Raw genomic sequence first — 14,584 nt, forward strand, 5'->3', positions numbered from 1 at the left:
CTCTACTTCTTCAGGTGCTTCTCCAGGGCGGCCCGGACTTCCGCGGTGAAGCCCCCCAGCAGTTGGCTCCCCGTGTCGATCAACGGCCTGCGCACGTGGTTGGGGTTCGCCGCCAGGTGCTTCACCAGCTCCGCCTCGCCCAGTGAGCCCAGCTCGCCCTTCCTCTTGGGGGCGATCAACTCCCGGACCCCGCCCATCCTCGCCGCCAGCGCCCGCACCTCGGCCTCGCTCAGCGGCTTCTTCACCAACTCCCGCACTTCCGCCTGCACTTCTTTCTGCGCGAGAAACTCCCGCGCTGACTTACAACCCGTTCAACCGTTCTTGATATAGAGCGTGATGGACATGCCTCCCGTGTAGCAGTCCCCTCGCACTCCCTCAATTCCCCGCTTGCGCTCCAGGGCGGGGGAGTGGTCCTCTTTGGCTGGCCCCGTCCGTCCGTGCCCGCGGGAGCAGTACCCTCATGGAACCCTCTGTCGATAGCCGCGAGTACCGCGTCGTCTTCTTCTGCCCGACCTCGAGCGCTCAGCTCGAGCACATCGAGGCACCGGTGCGCCGCGTCCTCACGCGCATCTCCGCTCCCCCCGCCGAGCTTCGCCCCCCTCGAGGCCGCCGGTACCCTCGGTGAGGCAGGCTGGCGCGTCTACCTGGTGCGCTCCATGACCGAGCGCTCCGCGGCCCACGCCCTGGCCGACCATGTCTCCGAGGCCGCCTCCGCCATCGCCACCGAGTTGGATACCGAGGTGCTCGGGCTCTATGTGGACGTGGGCAGCGACTCGGCCCGCATCTGCCGCTGCCTCCCCGACGAGAGCCCCGAGACCTTCGCCGGCCTCCGCCGCAACGTGCTCGACCGCACCGCCGAGTGGCTCGACGTCAACCCGGCCAGCCTCTCGGCCCTCTTCCACCTCGGTCTGGACACGGACGAGGAGATGGACGCCGAGGACCGTTTCGTCGAGACCAAGCTGCGCGAGGCCCGTGAGCTGATGCAGCGTTATCGTCAGGGCAAATGAGGTCTCGTACCCCGGCGGATCTCGCCGGCCGCTGTCCCGGTTGCTACCTGCCCACCGCGCTCTGCCTCTGTGCCAAGGTACCCCGGCTGGAGACGCGCACCCGCTTCCTCGTCATCCGCCACAACAAGGAAGCGAACAAGTCCACCAACACCGCCCGGCTGGCGGGGCTCGCCCTCACCCAGTGCCGCATCCTCACCTATGGGGCTCCGGGCCAGCCCTTCGACATCTCGGTGCTCACCGAGCCGGGCACCTGGCTGCTCTTCCCGGATGCCCAGCCGCCTCCGCCCGGCACGCCTCCCCCCGAGCGGCTGGTGGTGCTGGATGGCAACTGGACGCAGGCCCGGCGCATGTACCAGCGCCTCCCCGAGTTGCGCCGGTTGCCGGGGCTCGCCCTGCCGCCTCCCCCACCGGACGCCCGGCGCCTGCGCCGCTCGCCCCACCCCTATGGCATGTCCACCGTGGAGGCCATCGCCGGAGCCATCTCCGTCCTCGAGGGTGAGCAGGTGGCCCGCCCCCTCTACGCGCTCCACGAGCTGATGATCGACCGGGTGCTGGCCGCCCGCGGACGCCTCGGCGACGAGGACGAGTGAGCTTCGCCGCGGTGCGCCACGGGCGGAGCGGCCAGTGGACGGAGTGTCGCGTAGGCGTCACGAGCATGTCCCCGGTGGTAGGGTGGGCGCCGCGATGCAGAAGCTCATCTTCGATTACACGGTGCAGAGCAACCTCCGGGTGCTGGGACAACCGCTCGCGCCCGAGCATCTCCCCGGACTGACGGCGCTGGGAGTCGACCCGAGCAGGCCGCTGCTGCCCGCCTACCCGGTGGAGACGTACACCGCGCTCATCGACTTCATCACCGGCCAGCTCTGGCCGGGCCTGTCCCAGGAACAGGCGGGCTTCGAGCTGGGCCGGGCCTTCATGCGCTCCTACCGGGAGACGCTGATGGGCAAGGCGGTGTTCTCGGTGACGAAGGTGCTCGGGCCGCACCGCACGCTCGAGCGCATGAGCCGCAACTTCCGCAGCGCCAACAACTACACCGAGACGCGCCTGCGCAAGGTGGGGCCGAGCACCTACGAGCTGTGGTTCAACTACGCCCTGCGCACCGGCTACTTCCGGGGCCTGCTCACCGAGGCCCTCGAGAAGGCGGGTGCCCAGGGGCTCTCGGTGACACTCGCCGCCAGCAGTGCCAGCGGCGAGGCCACGTTCCGCATCTCCTGGACGGAGTAGGCCCGGCGGCCCTCCGCGGGGAGACCCTCCGGGCGCGGGCTCGACCAACTGGTCCAACAATCGGACCAGTTGCTGACGCGCGCGGCCGGAGGGCCGGGTGGCTCAGAAGCGGAAGTTGCCGCCGTTGAGCGGGGTGGAGCTGCCGCAGGCGGCCGTGGTGGCCTCGCGGTTGCCGCTGGGGGTGGGCGCGTTGCTCTCCCACACCACCGCCCCCGTGCCGCTGTTGTACTTGATGAACTTGTACTGGATGGCGGTGGAGGGGCTGAGGTTCACCGTGCCGCTCCAGGTGGCGTTGGCGCCCGTGCCCTGGATGGTCAGCTTGAAGCCGTTGGCCGGAGTCCAGTTGCCGAGCTGCGTCTGGTTGCCCACCACGTAGAGGTTCTGCCCGAAGGTGGTGTTCGCGTTGGCGATGCTGAAGGTCACCGGCACCGAGGTGCACGTGCCGCCGCCACCGCCCGTGGAGCCCTTCGTCCACACCGCGTAGCCCGAGCCCGAGGCGGCCAGCGTCCAACCCGTGCCCGGGTCCCAGGCCGTGGCGCCGATCTTCATCGCCGTGTTGCCGTTGATGATGGCCGCGTACAGGCCGTTCTCGGCGCGCTGGATGGCCACCGTGGACGTCGAGGTGAGGCCCTGCGCCTTGCGCACGTCCATCAGTGCCTTGATTTCCGCCCTGAGGTTCCAGTCGTAGATGTGCGCGTAGTACACCGAGGGGATGCCCGGGTGCGTCAGCACATAGGCATAGCCCTGCATCACCTTGTTACAGGGCACCGGCCAGTGGTTCTGCCCGTTGCCACAGGACTCGCTCGGGCCGGTGTCGTGGTTGTCCACGAACGTCACCATCTTCTGCGCCCACCAGCCGATGCCGCCTGCCGGCTTGCCCGTGGCGTCCTTGAGCCGCCCGTACTCGTTGTAGGCCAGCGCCTGGTTGAGCAGACCCTTGGTGGTGAAGTCGAACACGCCGCACGTGCCCTGCGTCCCGTCCACCCAGTTCACCAGGAGCTGCCGGTGCGCATCCACGTTGGCGTAGTGGAGGTCCGTCCAGATCTCCCCCACGCAGAAGTCCGGCTGCATGGCGTCGTGGTAGAGCCTGGCGTAGCTGGCGCCGTAGCCCTTGGAATAGTCATAGCGGATGCCGGTGAAGCCCACGCCCTTCAGCCGGACGCTCAGCCAGTTCTTGATGTCGCCCTGGACGGTGGCGTGGGTGTGATCGATGTCGCGGGCGGCGCCGTAGCCGTCCCCCGTGTCCGGGGCACCCGTGGAGCAGTTGCACTCGTCACCGGCGGCGACGGCGTACGTGCCCCAGGCGGGGTTGGTGAAGTCGTACCAGCCCGCGGTCCCCACGCGGTGGTTGATGACCACGTCCGCCACCGACTTGATGCCCGCGTTGGAGAAGGCGGTGATCGCGTTCTTCAGCTCGGTCTCGCTGCCATAGCGCGAGTTGAGGACGTTGAGCTGGCGCGGCAGGTAGCCCTGCGTGGAGCTTCGCGTCGGTGGGCGGCGGGAGCCACACGTGGGTGAAGCCCATGGCCCCCAGGTCGCTCGCCTTGCCCTGCAGGACGTTGTACCAGTTGGGGTTGGTGGCGTTGGCCGAGTTCCAGTGGAAGCCCTGGACCATGATGGCCGAGCTGGCCTGGGCCTGCTGGGTGGCCGCGGCGGCCTGCCCTGCCGGAGCCAGCCATGCCAGCACCAGCGCGGCGCAAGACGACAGCATGGAGCGGTTCATCTCGTGTCTCGTCTGACGGGGAGGTTCGAGGGCGAGCGGTCCCCTTCCACCACTTTCGCCGGGCGTCACTTGATTGGCGCGCGCAGCGTGAAGTCAAGACATCTCCGGAACCCCAAAAAAACCGCGGCCCGCTTCCCGATGCCCCCCGGCATCAAGAAGCGGGCCACGTAGAGTTCCGCGTGCCCCCCCGGACCTCGCGGAAATCCAGAGGCGCCTCCCCCCTTTGCACTGCAAGGCGCCTCCTGGGGTATCTTCAGTTCCGCAGTGCAAGCCCCCTCGCTCGGCGGAACCACCCCCCGTTTTCTGAAAGCACCTTCTCATGGGCGCTCCCCCCGCGCTGTGAGTTGGCTCACTCCAATGCTGTGAACTGGTTCACACCCCCCTCCCCCGCCCACACTCCGGGTGCGGGCAGGCAGGGGCTCTCAGCGGAGCTTCCTCGCCCTCAACCGCACTCCCCACTTCGGTGGAGTGAGGGTGGTGCGCTACCGTTGGGACCCAAGACGTTCTTCATCCCCCAGGAAGGTACATGCTGCGCACCCTTCTCACGAGTCTCGCTCTGGCCCTCGGCCTCGCCGCATGGACCGCGTCGGCGGCGGAGCCCACCCCCAAGGCCCTGCCCTCCCGGGAGGAGCGTTTGGAGAGCCTGGCCCGGTTGTGGGGTCAGGTGCGCTACCGCCATCCGTCCCTCGCCTACAAGAACATCGACTGGGATGCCGCGCTCGTGGCCGCCATCCCCCGGGTGGAGGCCGCCAAGGATCGCGCCGCCTACGCCGCGGCCGTGCAGGACATGCTGGACGCGCTGAAGGATCCCGCCACGCGCATCCTCCGCCCGGACGAGCAGCAGGAGGGCTCGCAGAAGGGGCCCACCGTCCCGGTGCGCGAGCTGCGGAGCTGGGAGTCCAAGGACGTGCTCGTGTTGGATCTGCGCGCCGTCAGGGATTCCGCCGTCATGGCCACCCTGCGCACCCGGCCCGAGGAGCTGCGCCCGGACATCTCCAAGGCCAAGGCCGTCATCGTGGATCTGCGCGCGCGAGGGCTGGAGCCCAACACCGTCTGGTCCATGTCCACGGCGCTCGGCAGGCTCCTGCCGTTCCTGCTCAGCGAGGAGCTCCAGGTCCCCGGCGAGCGCACGGTGTTCCACTCGGGCTACCGCCCCCAGACGCTCGGCGGGACGAGCGGCGGCTACACCACCTCGTTCCTCACCACGGCGGGCGAGGAGATCTCCCCCAAGGGAGATGGCAAGGCGCGCCCGGTCATCTTCCTGCTGGATGACAAGTCGTACCTGGATGCGCGCGCCCTCACCATGAAGGCCCAGGGGCTGGCGCAGCTCGTCACCGAGGGGCGGCTGGACGACGGCGCGGTGGTGGACCAGACGCAGGTGGAGCTGGGCGCGGGGCTGACGGCCTCGGTGCGGTTGAGCGAGCTGGGCATCCCCATGCGCGCGGACGCCGTGCTGCCCAAGCGCGCGCGCTCGGACAAGGACGAGACGCTCCAGAAGGCGCTCGACCTGGCGAAGAAGCCGGCGAAGAAGGGCAAGGCGGCGCGTGAGACGGAGCTGCCCCCGGCCCGGTGGCAGGCCGACCGCAAGTACGAGGACATGCTCTACCCGAGCCGCGAGTACCGGCTGCTCGCGCTCTTCCGGCTCTGGAACGTCATCCACTTCTTCTACCCGTACAAGCACCTGCTGAGCCGGGACTGGGACGGCGCGCTGACCACGTTCCTGCCGAAGTTCGAGAAGGCCAAGGACGCGTCGGAGTACGCGCTCGCGGTGGCGGAGCTGAGCACGCTCGTGCAGGACGGGCACACCCACCTGCGCGGCCACCCCGAGCTGGAGAAGCGCGGCATCACCGGCGTGAGCGCACCTTTCGAGGCGATGGAGCTCGACGGCGCGGCGGTGGTGATGACCGTGTGGAACGAGGAGGCCGCGCCGGGGCTCAAGCGGGGCATGGTCATCGAGACGATCGACGGCAAGCCGCTGGCCGAGCGGATGAAGGCGCTGGAGCCCTACGTCACGGCCTCGCACCCGGTACACCTGCGGCACCGCCTGCTGGCCAAGGCGCTGGCGGGGCCCGAGGGCTCCCAGGCGACGCTGGGCGTGCGAGAGGGTGGGCAGACGAAGCAGGTGCGCATCACCCGGAGCATCCAGTCGCTGCAGAAGCCCAAGCAGGGCGAGGCGTACCGCGTGCTGCCGGACAACACCGGCTACGTGGACCTGACGCGCCTGCAGACGTCCGAGGTGGCGGCCATGTTCGAGAAGCTCAAGGGCACCAGGGCCATCGTCTTCGACATGCGCGGCTACCCGAACGGGACGGCCTGGGCCATCGCGCCGTACATCAATACGCGCCAGGCGCGCCAGGCGGCGGTGTTCGAGCGCAACGTCGTCTCGGCGGCCGAGACGACGGGCCGGTACAAGTTCATCCAGGAGCTGCCCAAGGCGGACGTGCCGCTGTACCGCGGCAAGACGGTGATGCTCATCGACGAGCGCGCCATCAGCCAGTCCGAGCACACGGGCCTGTTCTTCGAGGCGGCCAACGGCACCACCTTCATCGGCAGCCCGAGCGCGGGCGCCAACGGCGACATCACGGACCTGGTGCTGCCCGGCGGCATCTCGATGATCTTCACCGGCCACGATGTGCGGCACGTGGATGGCCGCCAGTTGCAGCGGGTGGGCCTGCGTCCCCAGCTCTTCGTGAGGCCGACGCGCCAGGGCGTCCTGGCCGGCAGGGACGAGGTGCTGGACAAGGCGCTCGAGTACCTGAGGGGCACCAGCGCGGCGGTGGCCGGAGACTCGGTCCGCTAGACGCACCGGGACTTCTCCCCGGGGAGGACCGGGCGCTGGTAGCCTGCCAGCGCCCTACCCCGGAGAGACACCCATGCCGACCCTCATTCCCGCCCCCACGCGCGTCACCGCCGCGGGCAACAAGCCCAAGCTGATCGACGAGTACGTGGGGCGGGTGAACACGAAGCAGGCCGAGTTCAGCGTCGCCCACATGCGCAGCCCCGGCGGGTGGCTGGAGCCCGGGCAGACGCCCGAGTTCCGAGAGATCACCGTCGTCATCAAGGGCGTGCTGCGCGTGGAGCACAAGGGCGGCCAGTTGGACGTGCACGCGGGCCAGGCCGTCATCACCGAGCCCGGCGAGTGGGTCCGCTACAGCACCCCCGAGGCCGATGGCGCCGAGTACATCGCCATCTGCCTGCCGGCCTTCTCGCCCGACACCGTCCACCGCGACGCGTAGCATTTCCCCTCTCCCCTCGGGAGAGGGGAAATTGGGGATCAATCGACCTTCTTCATCTCGACGACGAAGGAGCGCGCATCCAGGAAGCCCGTCACCCTCGGGGCGCGCAGCATCTCCCCGTTGGACGAGATGAAGGCCACCGTGGGCAGGCCCTCCACCCCGAAGCGCTCCATCAGCGCGTCCAGCGCGTCATCGCTGTTCGTCGCGTCCACCTTCACGTTGATGAAGCGCCCCGCCTCGCTGATGACCTCGACGGCCGGGTAGGTCTCACGGTCCAGCTCCTTGCAGGCCGCGCACCACTCCGCGAAGAAGTCGATCATCACCGGCCGGCCCTCGTTCTTCGCACGGGCCAGCACCTGCTCGAGGGACTCGGGCGAAAAACCCGTGCCCTTGGCCGGCAGCACCGCGTGCCACTCGAAGGTGGGCGCCTTGGGCGCCTCCATCACCCCGAGCGACACCCACAACGCCCCCGCCGACTTCGCGTCCATGGCACCGCCACGCAGCACCAGGGCCACCACCACCAGCGCCACGCCGAAGGCCTTCTGGGTGAAGTCCCGCGCGCCCTCCTTGAAGGACAGGTGGATGGCGCCCAGCAGCACGCCCACCACCGCCAGCACCGCGGCGATGGCCGTGCCCGGCGTCCGGCCAAGCTGCTCGGCCACGCCCTTCACCGCCCCGCCCACCGTGGGGAAGCCGTCCCGGAGGTACGAGATGGCGAGCGCCACCAGCACGATGCCCAGCACGCTCTTCACCCACTCCATCCACACCCCGCCCCGGGGCAGGCGCACGGTGAAGACGCCAATGAGGAAGAAGGGCACGCCAATGCCGAGCGCGTAGATGAAGAGCAGCGCCGCGCCGAGCGCCGTGCTCTGCGACTTGGCCACGAAGGCCAGCAGGCCCGTCAGCACCGGCCCGGTGCACGGGGCCGCGAGGAAGCCGGACACGCTGCCCATGAGGAAGGCGCCCGTGATGCCCGAGCCGCCCACCGAGTTGAGCCGCTGCTGCAGCCCCTGGGGCAGCGCCAGCTCGAAGGCGCCGAACATGGAGGTGGCCAGCAGCAGGAGGAACAGCGCCAGGCCCGTCACCACCACCGGACTGCCCAGCATCGAGCCGAAGGCCTGTCCCGTCTTCGCCGCCAGCACGCCCAGCCCGCTGAACACCACGCCCATGCCGATGATGTAGGAACTCGTCAGCACGAGCGCCTTGCCGCGGCCCTCGGCCTTGCGCGCCCCGAAGACGGACACGGTGATGGGGATGAGCGGGTAGACGCAGGGAGTCATCGCGGTGAGCAGGCCCCCGGCGAACACCGCGGCCGCGCCGAGCGCGAAGCTGCCGGCCTCGAGGAAGCGCGCCGCGTCCAGCCCCGAGCTCGGGCCCGTCGGGAGGAGCCAGGGCACGACAGCCACGGCCAGCCCGAATACCGCCGCAATGACTCCCACCTTCTTCTTCGCGTCCATGTCGCTCCTGTTGCCTCGCGGCCCCCTATATACGCGCGAGCGGCCGATGGTTACACCCGAGGTTGAGCCCGAGCGCGAGCAGGTAACGGAATCCGGCCCGGCGCGCCACCTCTCGTACGCCCCGCCTCCGGGCGGACGGGCGGGCGTCCCAGGAGCCGCGGCTCCTACACCGTGGGAGAGGTGGAGGGAGGCCTGGACGCCGTGCGCCTCAAGGGAAGCAGGAGCCCCACGAAGGCCACCGAGAGCACCGTGCCGAGCAGGAACACCTGCGCGTAGCTCCACCCCAGCTTGGAGTACAGGAGGCCCGCGAGGGGACCACTCGGCCCCTTGCCAATCACCTCCACGCTCGCCAGCAGCGTGTAGTGCGTGGCCCCGATGCGCCGGTCCACCCGTGACATCATGAACGCGAACAGGGTGGTGGTGAGCACGCCCCCGAAGAAGTTCTCCGCCACGGTGGCGGCGATGACGCCCGTCGGCGTGGGTCCATGAAGCGCCAGCCACCACTCCCACCCGAGCGGGAACACCCGCAGGCACGAGGCGAGCGCGAGCGCCCCCAACACCGGCATGCGCGTGGCGAGCAGCCCTCCCGCCGCGGAGCCGAGCAACGACGCCACGGTCCCCCACGTCCCCACCCACTGGCCGATCTGCGAGGCCTTGAAGCCCGCATCGAGGAGGAAGAGCTTGAAGAGCACATCCACCATCGTCTCGCCCAGCTTGTAGGTGCCGATGAAGAGCAACATCCACCCCGTGCCGGGCAGCAGCAACACGGCGCGAATCTTGTCCCGCAGCTCGGGCCAGGACGGCCGCTCGATCTCCATGGCCTTCACCGCGCCCCGGCGCTCCCGCGTCAGGAGCACCACCCCGAGCACCAGCAGCGACAGCAACGCCATCGCCAGGAAGACGCCCCGCCAGTGGATGATGTCGATCATCCAGACGAGCAGCCCCCCCGCGGTGAGCATTCCCAGCTTGTAGCCCATCACCTGGGCCGAGTTGCCTCCGCCCAGCTCGTGGGGCTCCAGCAGATCCACCGCGAAGCCGTCCACCGCGATGTCCTGCGTGGCCGCGAAGAGGTTCATCAGGAAGACGAGGCCGAGCAGCAACGGCAACTGGCCCTCGATGGGCACGAAGGCCGCCGCCACGCAGGTGAGCACCAGCCCGGCCTGCATGGGCAAGATCCACGACTTGCGCCGGCCGATGCGCTCCGAGCCGTAACGGTCCACCAGCGGGGCCCACAACGCCTTGAGCATCCACGGGAGCGCCAGCACCTCGAGGAAGGTGATGGTCATCACCTCCACGCCATTGGCGCGCAGATAGATGGGCAGCGCCTTGGCCTGAAAGCCGTAGGGCATCCCCTGCGCGAAGTACAGCGCGCCGAGCAGCCCCACCTTCCGGTACGAGAGCCTCTTCACCGCCCGGAACCTAGCGGAGAACCGCCTCGCGCGCTCGCCCTACCCCTCCTTGCGCAACACCAGGAGCTTCGACATGTACCAGCGCTCCGTCTTCACCACCCGCAGCCCGTGGCGCGCGAAGAGCTTCCGGCAGCTCCAACCGCGTGTAGTCCTGGAAATAGGGCTCGTTGAAATACGTCCCGAAGTGCTCGGAGGGGCCCGTCTCCCCGGCGGCGGCGTCCCCCTGCTGGATGGCATCCATGAAGACCAGCGTCCCGCCCGGCTGCAGCACCCGCGCCATCTCCGCGGTGACGCGCTCGATGGCCGGCGGCGGCAGCTCGTGGAACAGCCAGATGCAGGTGAGCAGGTCGAAGCGCTCCGTCCACTCCGGCGGCATCTCCTCGGCGTTCATCTGCAGGAGCGTGGCCTTGCGGCGCAACAGCCGGGCCGCCTCCAGATAGGACGGCGAGAGATCGATGCCCGTGTAGCGGTGCCGCCGGTTCTGCAGCCACGCCTGGCTCATCCACGCCGCCGGGCCACACGCCACATCGAGGATGTCCAGGTGGCTCCCCTCGGGAATCTGGTCGATGACGCCCTGGCGCATGAGCCGGTTGGCGCCCATGAAGAGGAAGCGGATCTGCCACTCGTACGTCAGCGCCGAGCGCAGCGACAGGCCCCCATTGGCCTGGTTGTGGAAGTCCGTGAGGTAGTAGTCCGGATAGGGGAACGCGTCCTCCGGCTCCACCGGCAGCTCCTGCAATCCGTTGCGCTGCTTGTACCGCACGCGCCCGATGTCCGAGAGGATGGCCCCGAGGAACAGCGGCAGCGTGAAGAGATCCTCCCGCTCGGCCCGGGCGAGCGCCTCGCGTTTGTCGGGATCCGACAGCACGCGCTCGTGCAGCTCCATGGCTCCCGCGAAGCTGTTCTTGAAGAAGGAGAGATCCACCTCGTCCACGGGCAGCGCACTGGCCCAGCCGGACATCAGTCCACTCGCGTGGAGCCCGACCCGTCCGGCCGTGCGCAGGCGGGGCAACACCCCCGCGAGTGGGGCACTGAATTGCCCGAGCTGCGTCAAAGAACGAGAAATCGTGGAAATCGCGGTAGTCATGCGCTCCCAGTAGCATCCGGGACTGACAGGTCCAGGACAAACGCCACGGTCGCATGGAATGAGAAGAAGGGAGGAGCGCGTGGGACCGGAGAGGCGCTCGGGAGGCGCCTCGGTTCCAGGAGCCTAGGCGGGGCGGCGGAGGAAGAGCACGGCGGCGCTCTCCGTCATCACCACCTCGCCCTGCTGGTTGCGGACCTCCATGCGGGTGCGCACGGTGCCACGGTCCGGCTTGCTGCGCGAGGGGGTGATCTCGAGCACCTCGATGCGGGCCGAGATCGTGTCCCCGGGCCGCACCGGACGCAACCAGCGCAGCTCGTCCACGCCCGGCGAGCCCATGCTGGCGGAGTCTTCCAGCACCGAGCGCACCAACAGCCGGTGGCAGATGGCCGCGGTCTGCCAGCCGCTCGCGATGATGCCGCCGAAGATGGAGCGGCGGCCCGCCTCCTCGTCCAGGTGGAAGGGCTGGGGATCGTACTGCTGGGCGAACGCGAGGATCTCCTCGCGCGTCACCTCGTGCGACCCGAGCTCGTGTACCTGTCCCACCTGGAAGTCCTCGAAGTAGCGCATGTGTGTCTCCGGATGTGTCCGCGCCGGGAGCATGTACCGATTCGCGGGCCGCTCCACATCGCTTTCGAGAAGGAGCGCCTCCTGATAATGAGGCGCGGGCCCACGGGCGGGCCTCCTCTCTCCGGTGGCTGCATTGGGCGCAAAGGACTTCATCAGCCTCGACGACTCACTCTGGCCCTTGCTGGTGGCGAGATTCGTGGGGCTCCCCACGCTCCAGGACCAGGAGGAGTACTTCGCCCAGTTCCTCGTCCACCTGCGGCGGGAAGAGAAGTGCGTGCTCATCCTCGATACCCGCCAGGTGCGGATGATGACGGGCGAGCATCGCCAGAAGCTGGTGGAGTTCGCGCGGGAACACCACGCGCTGATTCGCACGCAGATCCTGGGCTGCGCCGCCGTCATCACCTCGCCCGTGATGCAACTGGCCGCGAGCCTCGTGCTCCACTTCAGCCCGCCCCCCATGCCGTACTTCATCACCCGCTCCCTGCCCGAGGCGGCGAAGTGGGCGGCGAAGTGCCTGGACGGCGCGGGACAGCCTCACGCCGCCGAGCGCATCCGGCACCACTACGCCCCGAGCATGGAGCGGCACGTGGGCTGAGCCACGGCTCACTGGGCGCCGAACGTCTTCACCATCTTGTTGTAGACGCCCATGATGAGCAGCGGCCCCACCCACATGCCCACGAAGCGGCTGGCCCGGGTGCGCTGCGCGATCTCCGCGCCCAGCGAGAAGGCCATGGCGCACAGACTGGCGAAGAGGAAGAAGTCCGAGGGAATCTTCGCCGTCTGCTGCTCCAGCAGCCGGGTAAACGAGCCCTCGGTGTGCTCGGCCCGCATGACCGTCGCGGCCCGGTAGTCCCGCTCCGACCTCCCGCTCGCCGGATTGATGTCCTGCTGCATGACGCCCTCCTGTCTCGGATGAGGGCCCGTCCCCTGGCCCCCCGCGCCCTCCATTGCGCCCTGCACCATATTTAGGACCTCCGGGGAGGTGGCGAGATGGGCGAAGCAGGCACAGCGGCAGGCGATGGCTTGTGGGACGGGCTGCTCTCCGCCACGGAGGGCGCCGGCCCCCTGTTGCAACGCGACTACTGGGCCGTCATCGATCGCTGCGGGTGCTCGCCCTCGGAGGTGATGGAGCTGGTGGCCTCGCGCTTCCCGGAGTTCGCTCCGCGGGAGCTGGTCGTCTTCGAGCCCGAGAGCGAACGGGAGGGGCCGCTCGAGCCGGGAGACGAGCTGACGGTGCGCATCCGCGGGGCGGGGACCTTCCGCGTACGCATCATCCACCGGGATCGCCAGAGCCTCACCCTGGCCACCCTGCCCGGGCACCCCGAAGCGGGACGCATCACCTTTGGTGCCTACCGCAACGAGCGGGGCGACGTCATCTTCCACATCCGCAGCCGGGCCCGTTCCGGCTCGCGGGTGATGTACCTGGGATTCCGCACCGGCGGCGAGGCCATGCAGACCAACACCTGGACCGAATTCGTGAACACCGTCGCCCTCACCGTGGGCGAGGGCGTCATCGGCTTCCTCCACGCGGAGAGCACCGTGATGAAGGAGGCGCACGAGAGCGCGGATGATGTCCGAGGCCCGACCTTCCTCGCTCGGGGAGACGAGTCATGACGCGCGTCGAGTGGCGCTGGCTGCGGGGCTGGTCGGCGGACGAGGTGCTGGCGCGGCTCGACGAGGCCTCCACCCGCCCCCTCAACTTCGAGGCGGCCGAGGAGGAGATGACGCTCGACAACGGCTGGAACCAGGTGGAGTCGCAGGCCGTCATCGCCCGGGATCGCCCGGGTGCGCCCTCCGGAGAGGATGCGTTCGAGAAGCTGAAGCACGCCCTCATCTATTACGGCTTCTCCGACCCGCGGGTCGTGTACGGGCACTTCGACGCCGCCGCGCCGCTGCAAGGGCGCCCGGTCCTGCTCGAGCTCAAATCCATGGGGCTGCACTACCTCTGCCCGGTGCGCATCGGCGCCATCCGCTCCGAGCAGGAGGCAGAGCGGACCGTGTACGGCTTCCGCATCGACACCCTGCGGGGACACATCGAGGCCGGGCGGGAGTGGTTCCTCCTCATCAAGGACCACCGCAGCGGAGAGCTGCGCTTCCACATCAAGGCCTCCTGGCGCGAGGGGCAGTTCCCCAACTGGTGGAGCCGGGTGGGGTTCGCGCTGCTGGGGCGGCGCTACCAGCGCGCCTGGCATCACCTGGCCCACGCCCGGCTGCGCGAGCTGCTGCGCACCGGCCACCTGGAGCGGCACCCCGATGCCGAGGCGCTGGTCCACGCGCACCTCGAAGTGGATGAGAAGCCGGTGCAGTTCTACTCGCAGAAGGGCTTGGGCCGCCGGCTCGGCGGCATCGAGCGGGAGACGGAACACATGAGACGCGACGCACTGCTGAACACCGTGGGCTTCGGAGTGCTGGCCGGGATGCGGACCTTCAGCGCCCCCGCCCTCCTCAGCCATCAGCTCTCGCAACAGCCCGTCGACGCCCCCAAGGGGCGCGCGCATGCGCTCTCGTCCGAGCGGACCTCGCGCGTGCTGTCCGTGCTGGCCGTCGGCGAGATGGCCGCCGACAAGACGCCGTGGATCCCCGCGCGCATCTCTCCGCCTGCCCTGGTGGGCAGGATCATCTCTGGCGCACTGACCGGTGCCGCCGTGGCGGCTCCACACCGGCGCATGTCCGTGGGCCGTGCCGTGCTCGGCGCCGCGGCGGCCGTGGCCTCGTCCTTCGCCTTCTACAAGCTGCGGCAACTGGCGACGCGGGAGTGGGGGGTCCCCAACGTGGTGGCGGGACTGGTGGAGGACGCCGTGGCCGTCGCGCTCGGGAACAGGCTGCTGGCCCGCATCGGCTGAGCGGGCCTGGCGTGAAACGCATTCATAACGA

17 protein-coding genes are annotated in these 14,584 nt (G+C 69.3%); 10 read left to right on the plus strand and 7 right to left on the minus strand.

Going from position 1 to position 14,584, the window contains the following annotated elements; all coding sequences use genetic code 11:
* Positions 1–2: 2 nt before the first annotated feature.
* The gene (locus ACN28I_RS13735; RefSeq protein WP_420942490.1) at positions 3–269 is read right to left on the minus strand and encodes an arsenate reductase family protein; all 267 of its coding nucleotides are present in this window, start codon (positions 267–269) and stop codon (positions 3–5) included.
* 191 nt (positions 270–460) lie between these two features.
* Between ACN28I_RS13735 and ACN28I_RS13740 the strand changes: the two genes are divergently transcribed.
* The 4 genes from ACN28I_RS13740 to ACN28I_RS13755 all read left to right on the plus strand — a co-directional run bounded on the left by ACN28I_RS13740 (position 461) and on the right by ACN28I_RS13755 (position 2,231).
* Positions 461–625 (plus strand): hypothetical protein, encoded by a 165-nt coding sequence (locus ACN28I_RS13740; protein WP_420942491.1) that lies wholly within the window; start codon positions 461–463, stop codon positions 623–625.
* 31 nt (positions 626–656) lie between these two features.
* Complete coding sequence (locus tag ACN28I_RS13745; RefSeq protein WP_420942492.1) at positions 657–1,007, plus strand: hypothetical protein; 351 nt, start codon at positions 657–659, stop codon at positions 1,005–1,007.
* Positions 1,004–1,597: a tRNA-uridine aminocarboxypropyltransferase gene (locus tag ACN28I_RS13750; RefSeq protein ID WP_420942493.1), complete on the plus strand. Its 594-nt coding sequence runs from the start codon at positions 1,004–1,006 to the stop codon at positions 1,595–1,597. Before ACN28I_RS13745 ends, ACN28I_RS13750 begins: the two co-directional genes overlap by 4 nt.
* Before the next feature lie 94 nt (positions 1,598–1,691).
* Positions 1,692–2,231 carry a DUF2378 family protein gene (locus tag ACN28I_RS13755; protein WP_420942494.1) on the plus strand — a complete coding sequence of 180 codons (540 nt, stop codon included), beginning with the start codon at positions 1,692–1,694 and terminating at the stop codon, positions 2,229–2,231.
* A 102-nt stretch (positions 2,232–2,333) separates the two neighbouring features.
* Here ACN28I_RS13755 and ACN28I_RS13760 read toward each other — a convergent pair whose 3' ends face one another.
* Positions 2,334–3,599, minus strand: coding sequence for a carbohydrate-binding module family 20 domain-containing protein (locus ACN28I_RS13760; RefSeq protein ID WP_420942495.1), 1,266 nt, complete (start codon positions 3,597–3,599; stop codon positions 2,334–2,336).
* Positions 3,600–3,754: 155 nt separating this feature from the next.
* Here ACN28I_RS13760 and ACN28I_RS13765 point away from each other — a divergent pair, with 155 nt between their 5' ends.
* From ACN28I_RS13765 to ACN28I_RS13775, 3 genes are all read left to right on the plus strand, one after another.
* Positions 3,755–3,970: a hypothetical protein gene (locus ACN28I_RS13765; RefSeq protein ID WP_420942496.1), complete on the plus strand. Its 216-nt coding sequence runs from the start codon at positions 3,755–3,757 to the stop codon at positions 3,968–3,970.
* Positions 3,971–4,480: 510 nt separating this feature from the next.
* Positions 4,481–6,754, plus strand: a complete 2,274-nt coding sequence (locus tag ACN28I_RS13770; protein WP_420942497.1) for a S41 family peptidase — start codon at positions 4,481–4,483, stop codon at positions 6,752–6,754.
* 73 nt (positions 6,755–6,827) lie between these two features.
* Positions 6,828–7,190: a cupin domain-containing protein gene (locus ACN28I_RS13775; RefSeq protein ID WP_420942498.1), complete on the plus strand. Its 363-nt coding sequence runs from the start codon at positions 6,828–6,830 to the stop codon at positions 7,188–7,190.
* Positions 7,191–7,228: 38 nt separating this feature from the next.
* Here ACN28I_RS13775 and ACN28I_RS13780 read toward each other — a convergent pair whose 3' ends face one another.
* From ACN28I_RS13780 to ACN28I_RS13795, 4 genes are all read right to left on the minus strand, one after another.
* Complete coding sequence (locus tag ACN28I_RS13780; protein WP_420942499.1) at positions 7,229–8,647, minus strand: protein-disulfide reductase DsbD family protein; 1,419 nt, start codon at positions 8,645–8,647, stop codon at positions 7,229–7,231.
* A gap of 164 nt (positions 8,648–8,811) precedes the next feature.
* Positions 8,812–10,056: an MFS transporter gene (locus tag ACN28I_RS13785; RefSeq protein ID WP_420942500.1), complete on the minus strand. Its 1,245-nt coding sequence runs from the start codon at positions 10,054–10,056 to the stop codon at positions 8,812–8,814.
* A 10-nt stretch (positions 10,057–10,066) separates the two neighbouring features.
* Positions 10,067–11,017: a class I SAM-dependent methyltransferase gene (locus ACN28I_RS13790; RefSeq protein ID WP_420942501.1), complete on the minus strand. Its 951-nt coding sequence runs from the start codon at positions 11,015–11,017 to the stop codon at positions 10,067–10,069.
* A 249-nt stretch (positions 11,018–11,266) separates the two neighbouring features.
* A complete protein-coding gene (locus ACN28I_RS13795) occupies positions 11,267–11,710 on the minus strand; it encodes a MaoC family dehydratase (protein ID WP_420942502.1) in 444 nt (147 codons plus the stop codon).
* A gap of 133 nt (positions 11,711–11,843) precedes the next feature.
* Between ACN28I_RS13795 and ACN28I_RS13800 the strand changes: the two genes are divergently transcribed.
* On the plus strand, positions 11,844–12,305 hold the full coding sequence (locus ACN28I_RS13800) for a hypothetical protein (protein ID WP_420942503.1): 462 nt from the start codon (positions 11,844–11,846) through the stop codon (positions 12,303–12,305).
* Between the two features lie 8 nt (positions 12,306–12,313).
* Here the strand turns inward: ACN28I_RS13800 and ACN28I_RS13805 are convergent, their stop codons facing one another.
* Complete coding sequence (locus tag ACN28I_RS13805) at positions 12,314–12,604, minus strand: hypothetical protein (RefSeq protein WP_420942504.1); 291 nt, start codon at positions 12,602–12,604, stop codon at positions 12,314–12,316.
* A gap of 96 nt (positions 12,605–12,700) precedes the next feature.
* On the opposite strand from ACN28I_RS13805, the gene ACN28I_RS13810 reads away from it, so the two are divergent.
* Together ACN28I_RS13810 and ACN28I_RS13815 are read left to right on the plus strand one after the other, a co-directional pair.
* Positions 12,701–13,324: a DUF1990 family protein gene (locus ACN28I_RS13810; protein WP_420942505.1), complete on the plus strand. Its 624-nt coding sequence runs from the start codon at positions 12,701–12,703 to the stop codon at positions 13,322–13,324.
* The gene (locus ACN28I_RS13815; RefSeq protein WP_420942506.1) at positions 13,321–14,553 is read left to right on the plus strand and encodes a DUF1990 family protein; all 1,233 of its coding nucleotides are present in this window, start codon (positions 13,321–13,323) and stop codon (positions 14,551–14,553) included. The genes ACN28I_RS13810 and ACN28I_RS13815 overlap by 4 nt, the downstream gene beginning before the upstream one ends.
* The last annotated feature ends 31 nt before the right edge of the window (positions 14,554–14,584 follow it).

This window comes from Archangium gephyra (assembly GCF_049060025.1).
Taxonomy (GTDB): domain Bacteria; phylum Myxococcota; class Myxococcia; order Myxococcales; family Myxococcaceae; genus Archangium; species Archangium gephyra_A.

Bases quoted from the DNA above. Each gene is read 5' to 3' on its own strand.
- ACN28I_RS13740 (WP_420942491.1), top strand. From the start codon at position 461: ATGGAACCCTCTGTCGATAGCCGCGAGTACCGCGTCGTCTTCTTCTGC.
- ACN28I_RS13745 (WP_420942492.1), top strand. From the start codon at position 657: ATGACCGAGCGCTCCGCGGCCCACGCCCTGGCCGACCATGTCTCCGAG.
- ACN28I_RS13750 (WP_420942493.1), top strand. From the start codon at position 1,004: ATGAGGTCTCGTACCCCGGCGGATCTCGCCGGCCGCTGTCCCGGTTGC.
- ACN28I_RS13755 (WP_420942494.1), top strand. From the start codon at position 1,692: ATGCAGAAGCTCATCTTCGATTACACGGTGCAGAGCAACCTCCGGGTG.
- ACN28I_RS13765 (WP_420942496.1), top strand. From the start codon at position 3,755: ATGGCCCCCAGGTCGCTCGCCTTGCCCTGCAGGACGTTGTACCAGTTG.
- ACN28I_RS13770 (WP_420942497.1), top strand. From the start codon at position 4,481: ATGCTGCGCACCCTTCTCACGAGTCTCGCTCTGGCCCTCGGCCTCGCC.
- ACN28I_RS13775 (WP_420942498.1), top strand. From the start codon at position 6,828: ATGCCGACCCTCATTCCCGCCCCCACGCGCGTCACCGCCGCGGGCAAC.
- ACN28I_RS13780 (WP_420942499.1), bottom strand. From the start codon at position 8,647: ATGGACGCGAAGAAGAAGGTGGGAGTCATTGCGGCGGTATTCGGGCTG.
- ACN28I_RS13790 (WP_420942501.1), bottom strand. From the start codon at position 11,017: ATGTCCGGCTGGGCCAGTGCGCTGCCCGTGGACGAGGTGGATCTCTCC.
- ACN28I_RS13795 (WP_420942502.1), bottom strand. From the start codon at position 11,710: ATGCGCTACTTCGAGGACTTCCAGGTGGGACAGGTACACGAGCTCGGG.
- ACN28I_RS13805 (WP_420942504.1), bottom strand. From the start codon at position 12,604: ATGCAGCAGGACATCAATCCGGCGAGCGGGAGGTCGGAGCGGGACTAC.
- ACN28I_RS13810 (WP_420942505.1), top strand. From the start codon at position 12,701: ATGGGCGAAGCAGGCACAGCGGCAGGCGATGGCTTGTGGGACGGGCTG.
- ACN28I_RS13815 (WP_420942506.1), top strand. From the start codon at position 13,321: ATGACGCGCGTCGAGTGGCGCTGGCTGCGGGGCTGGTCGGCGGACGAG.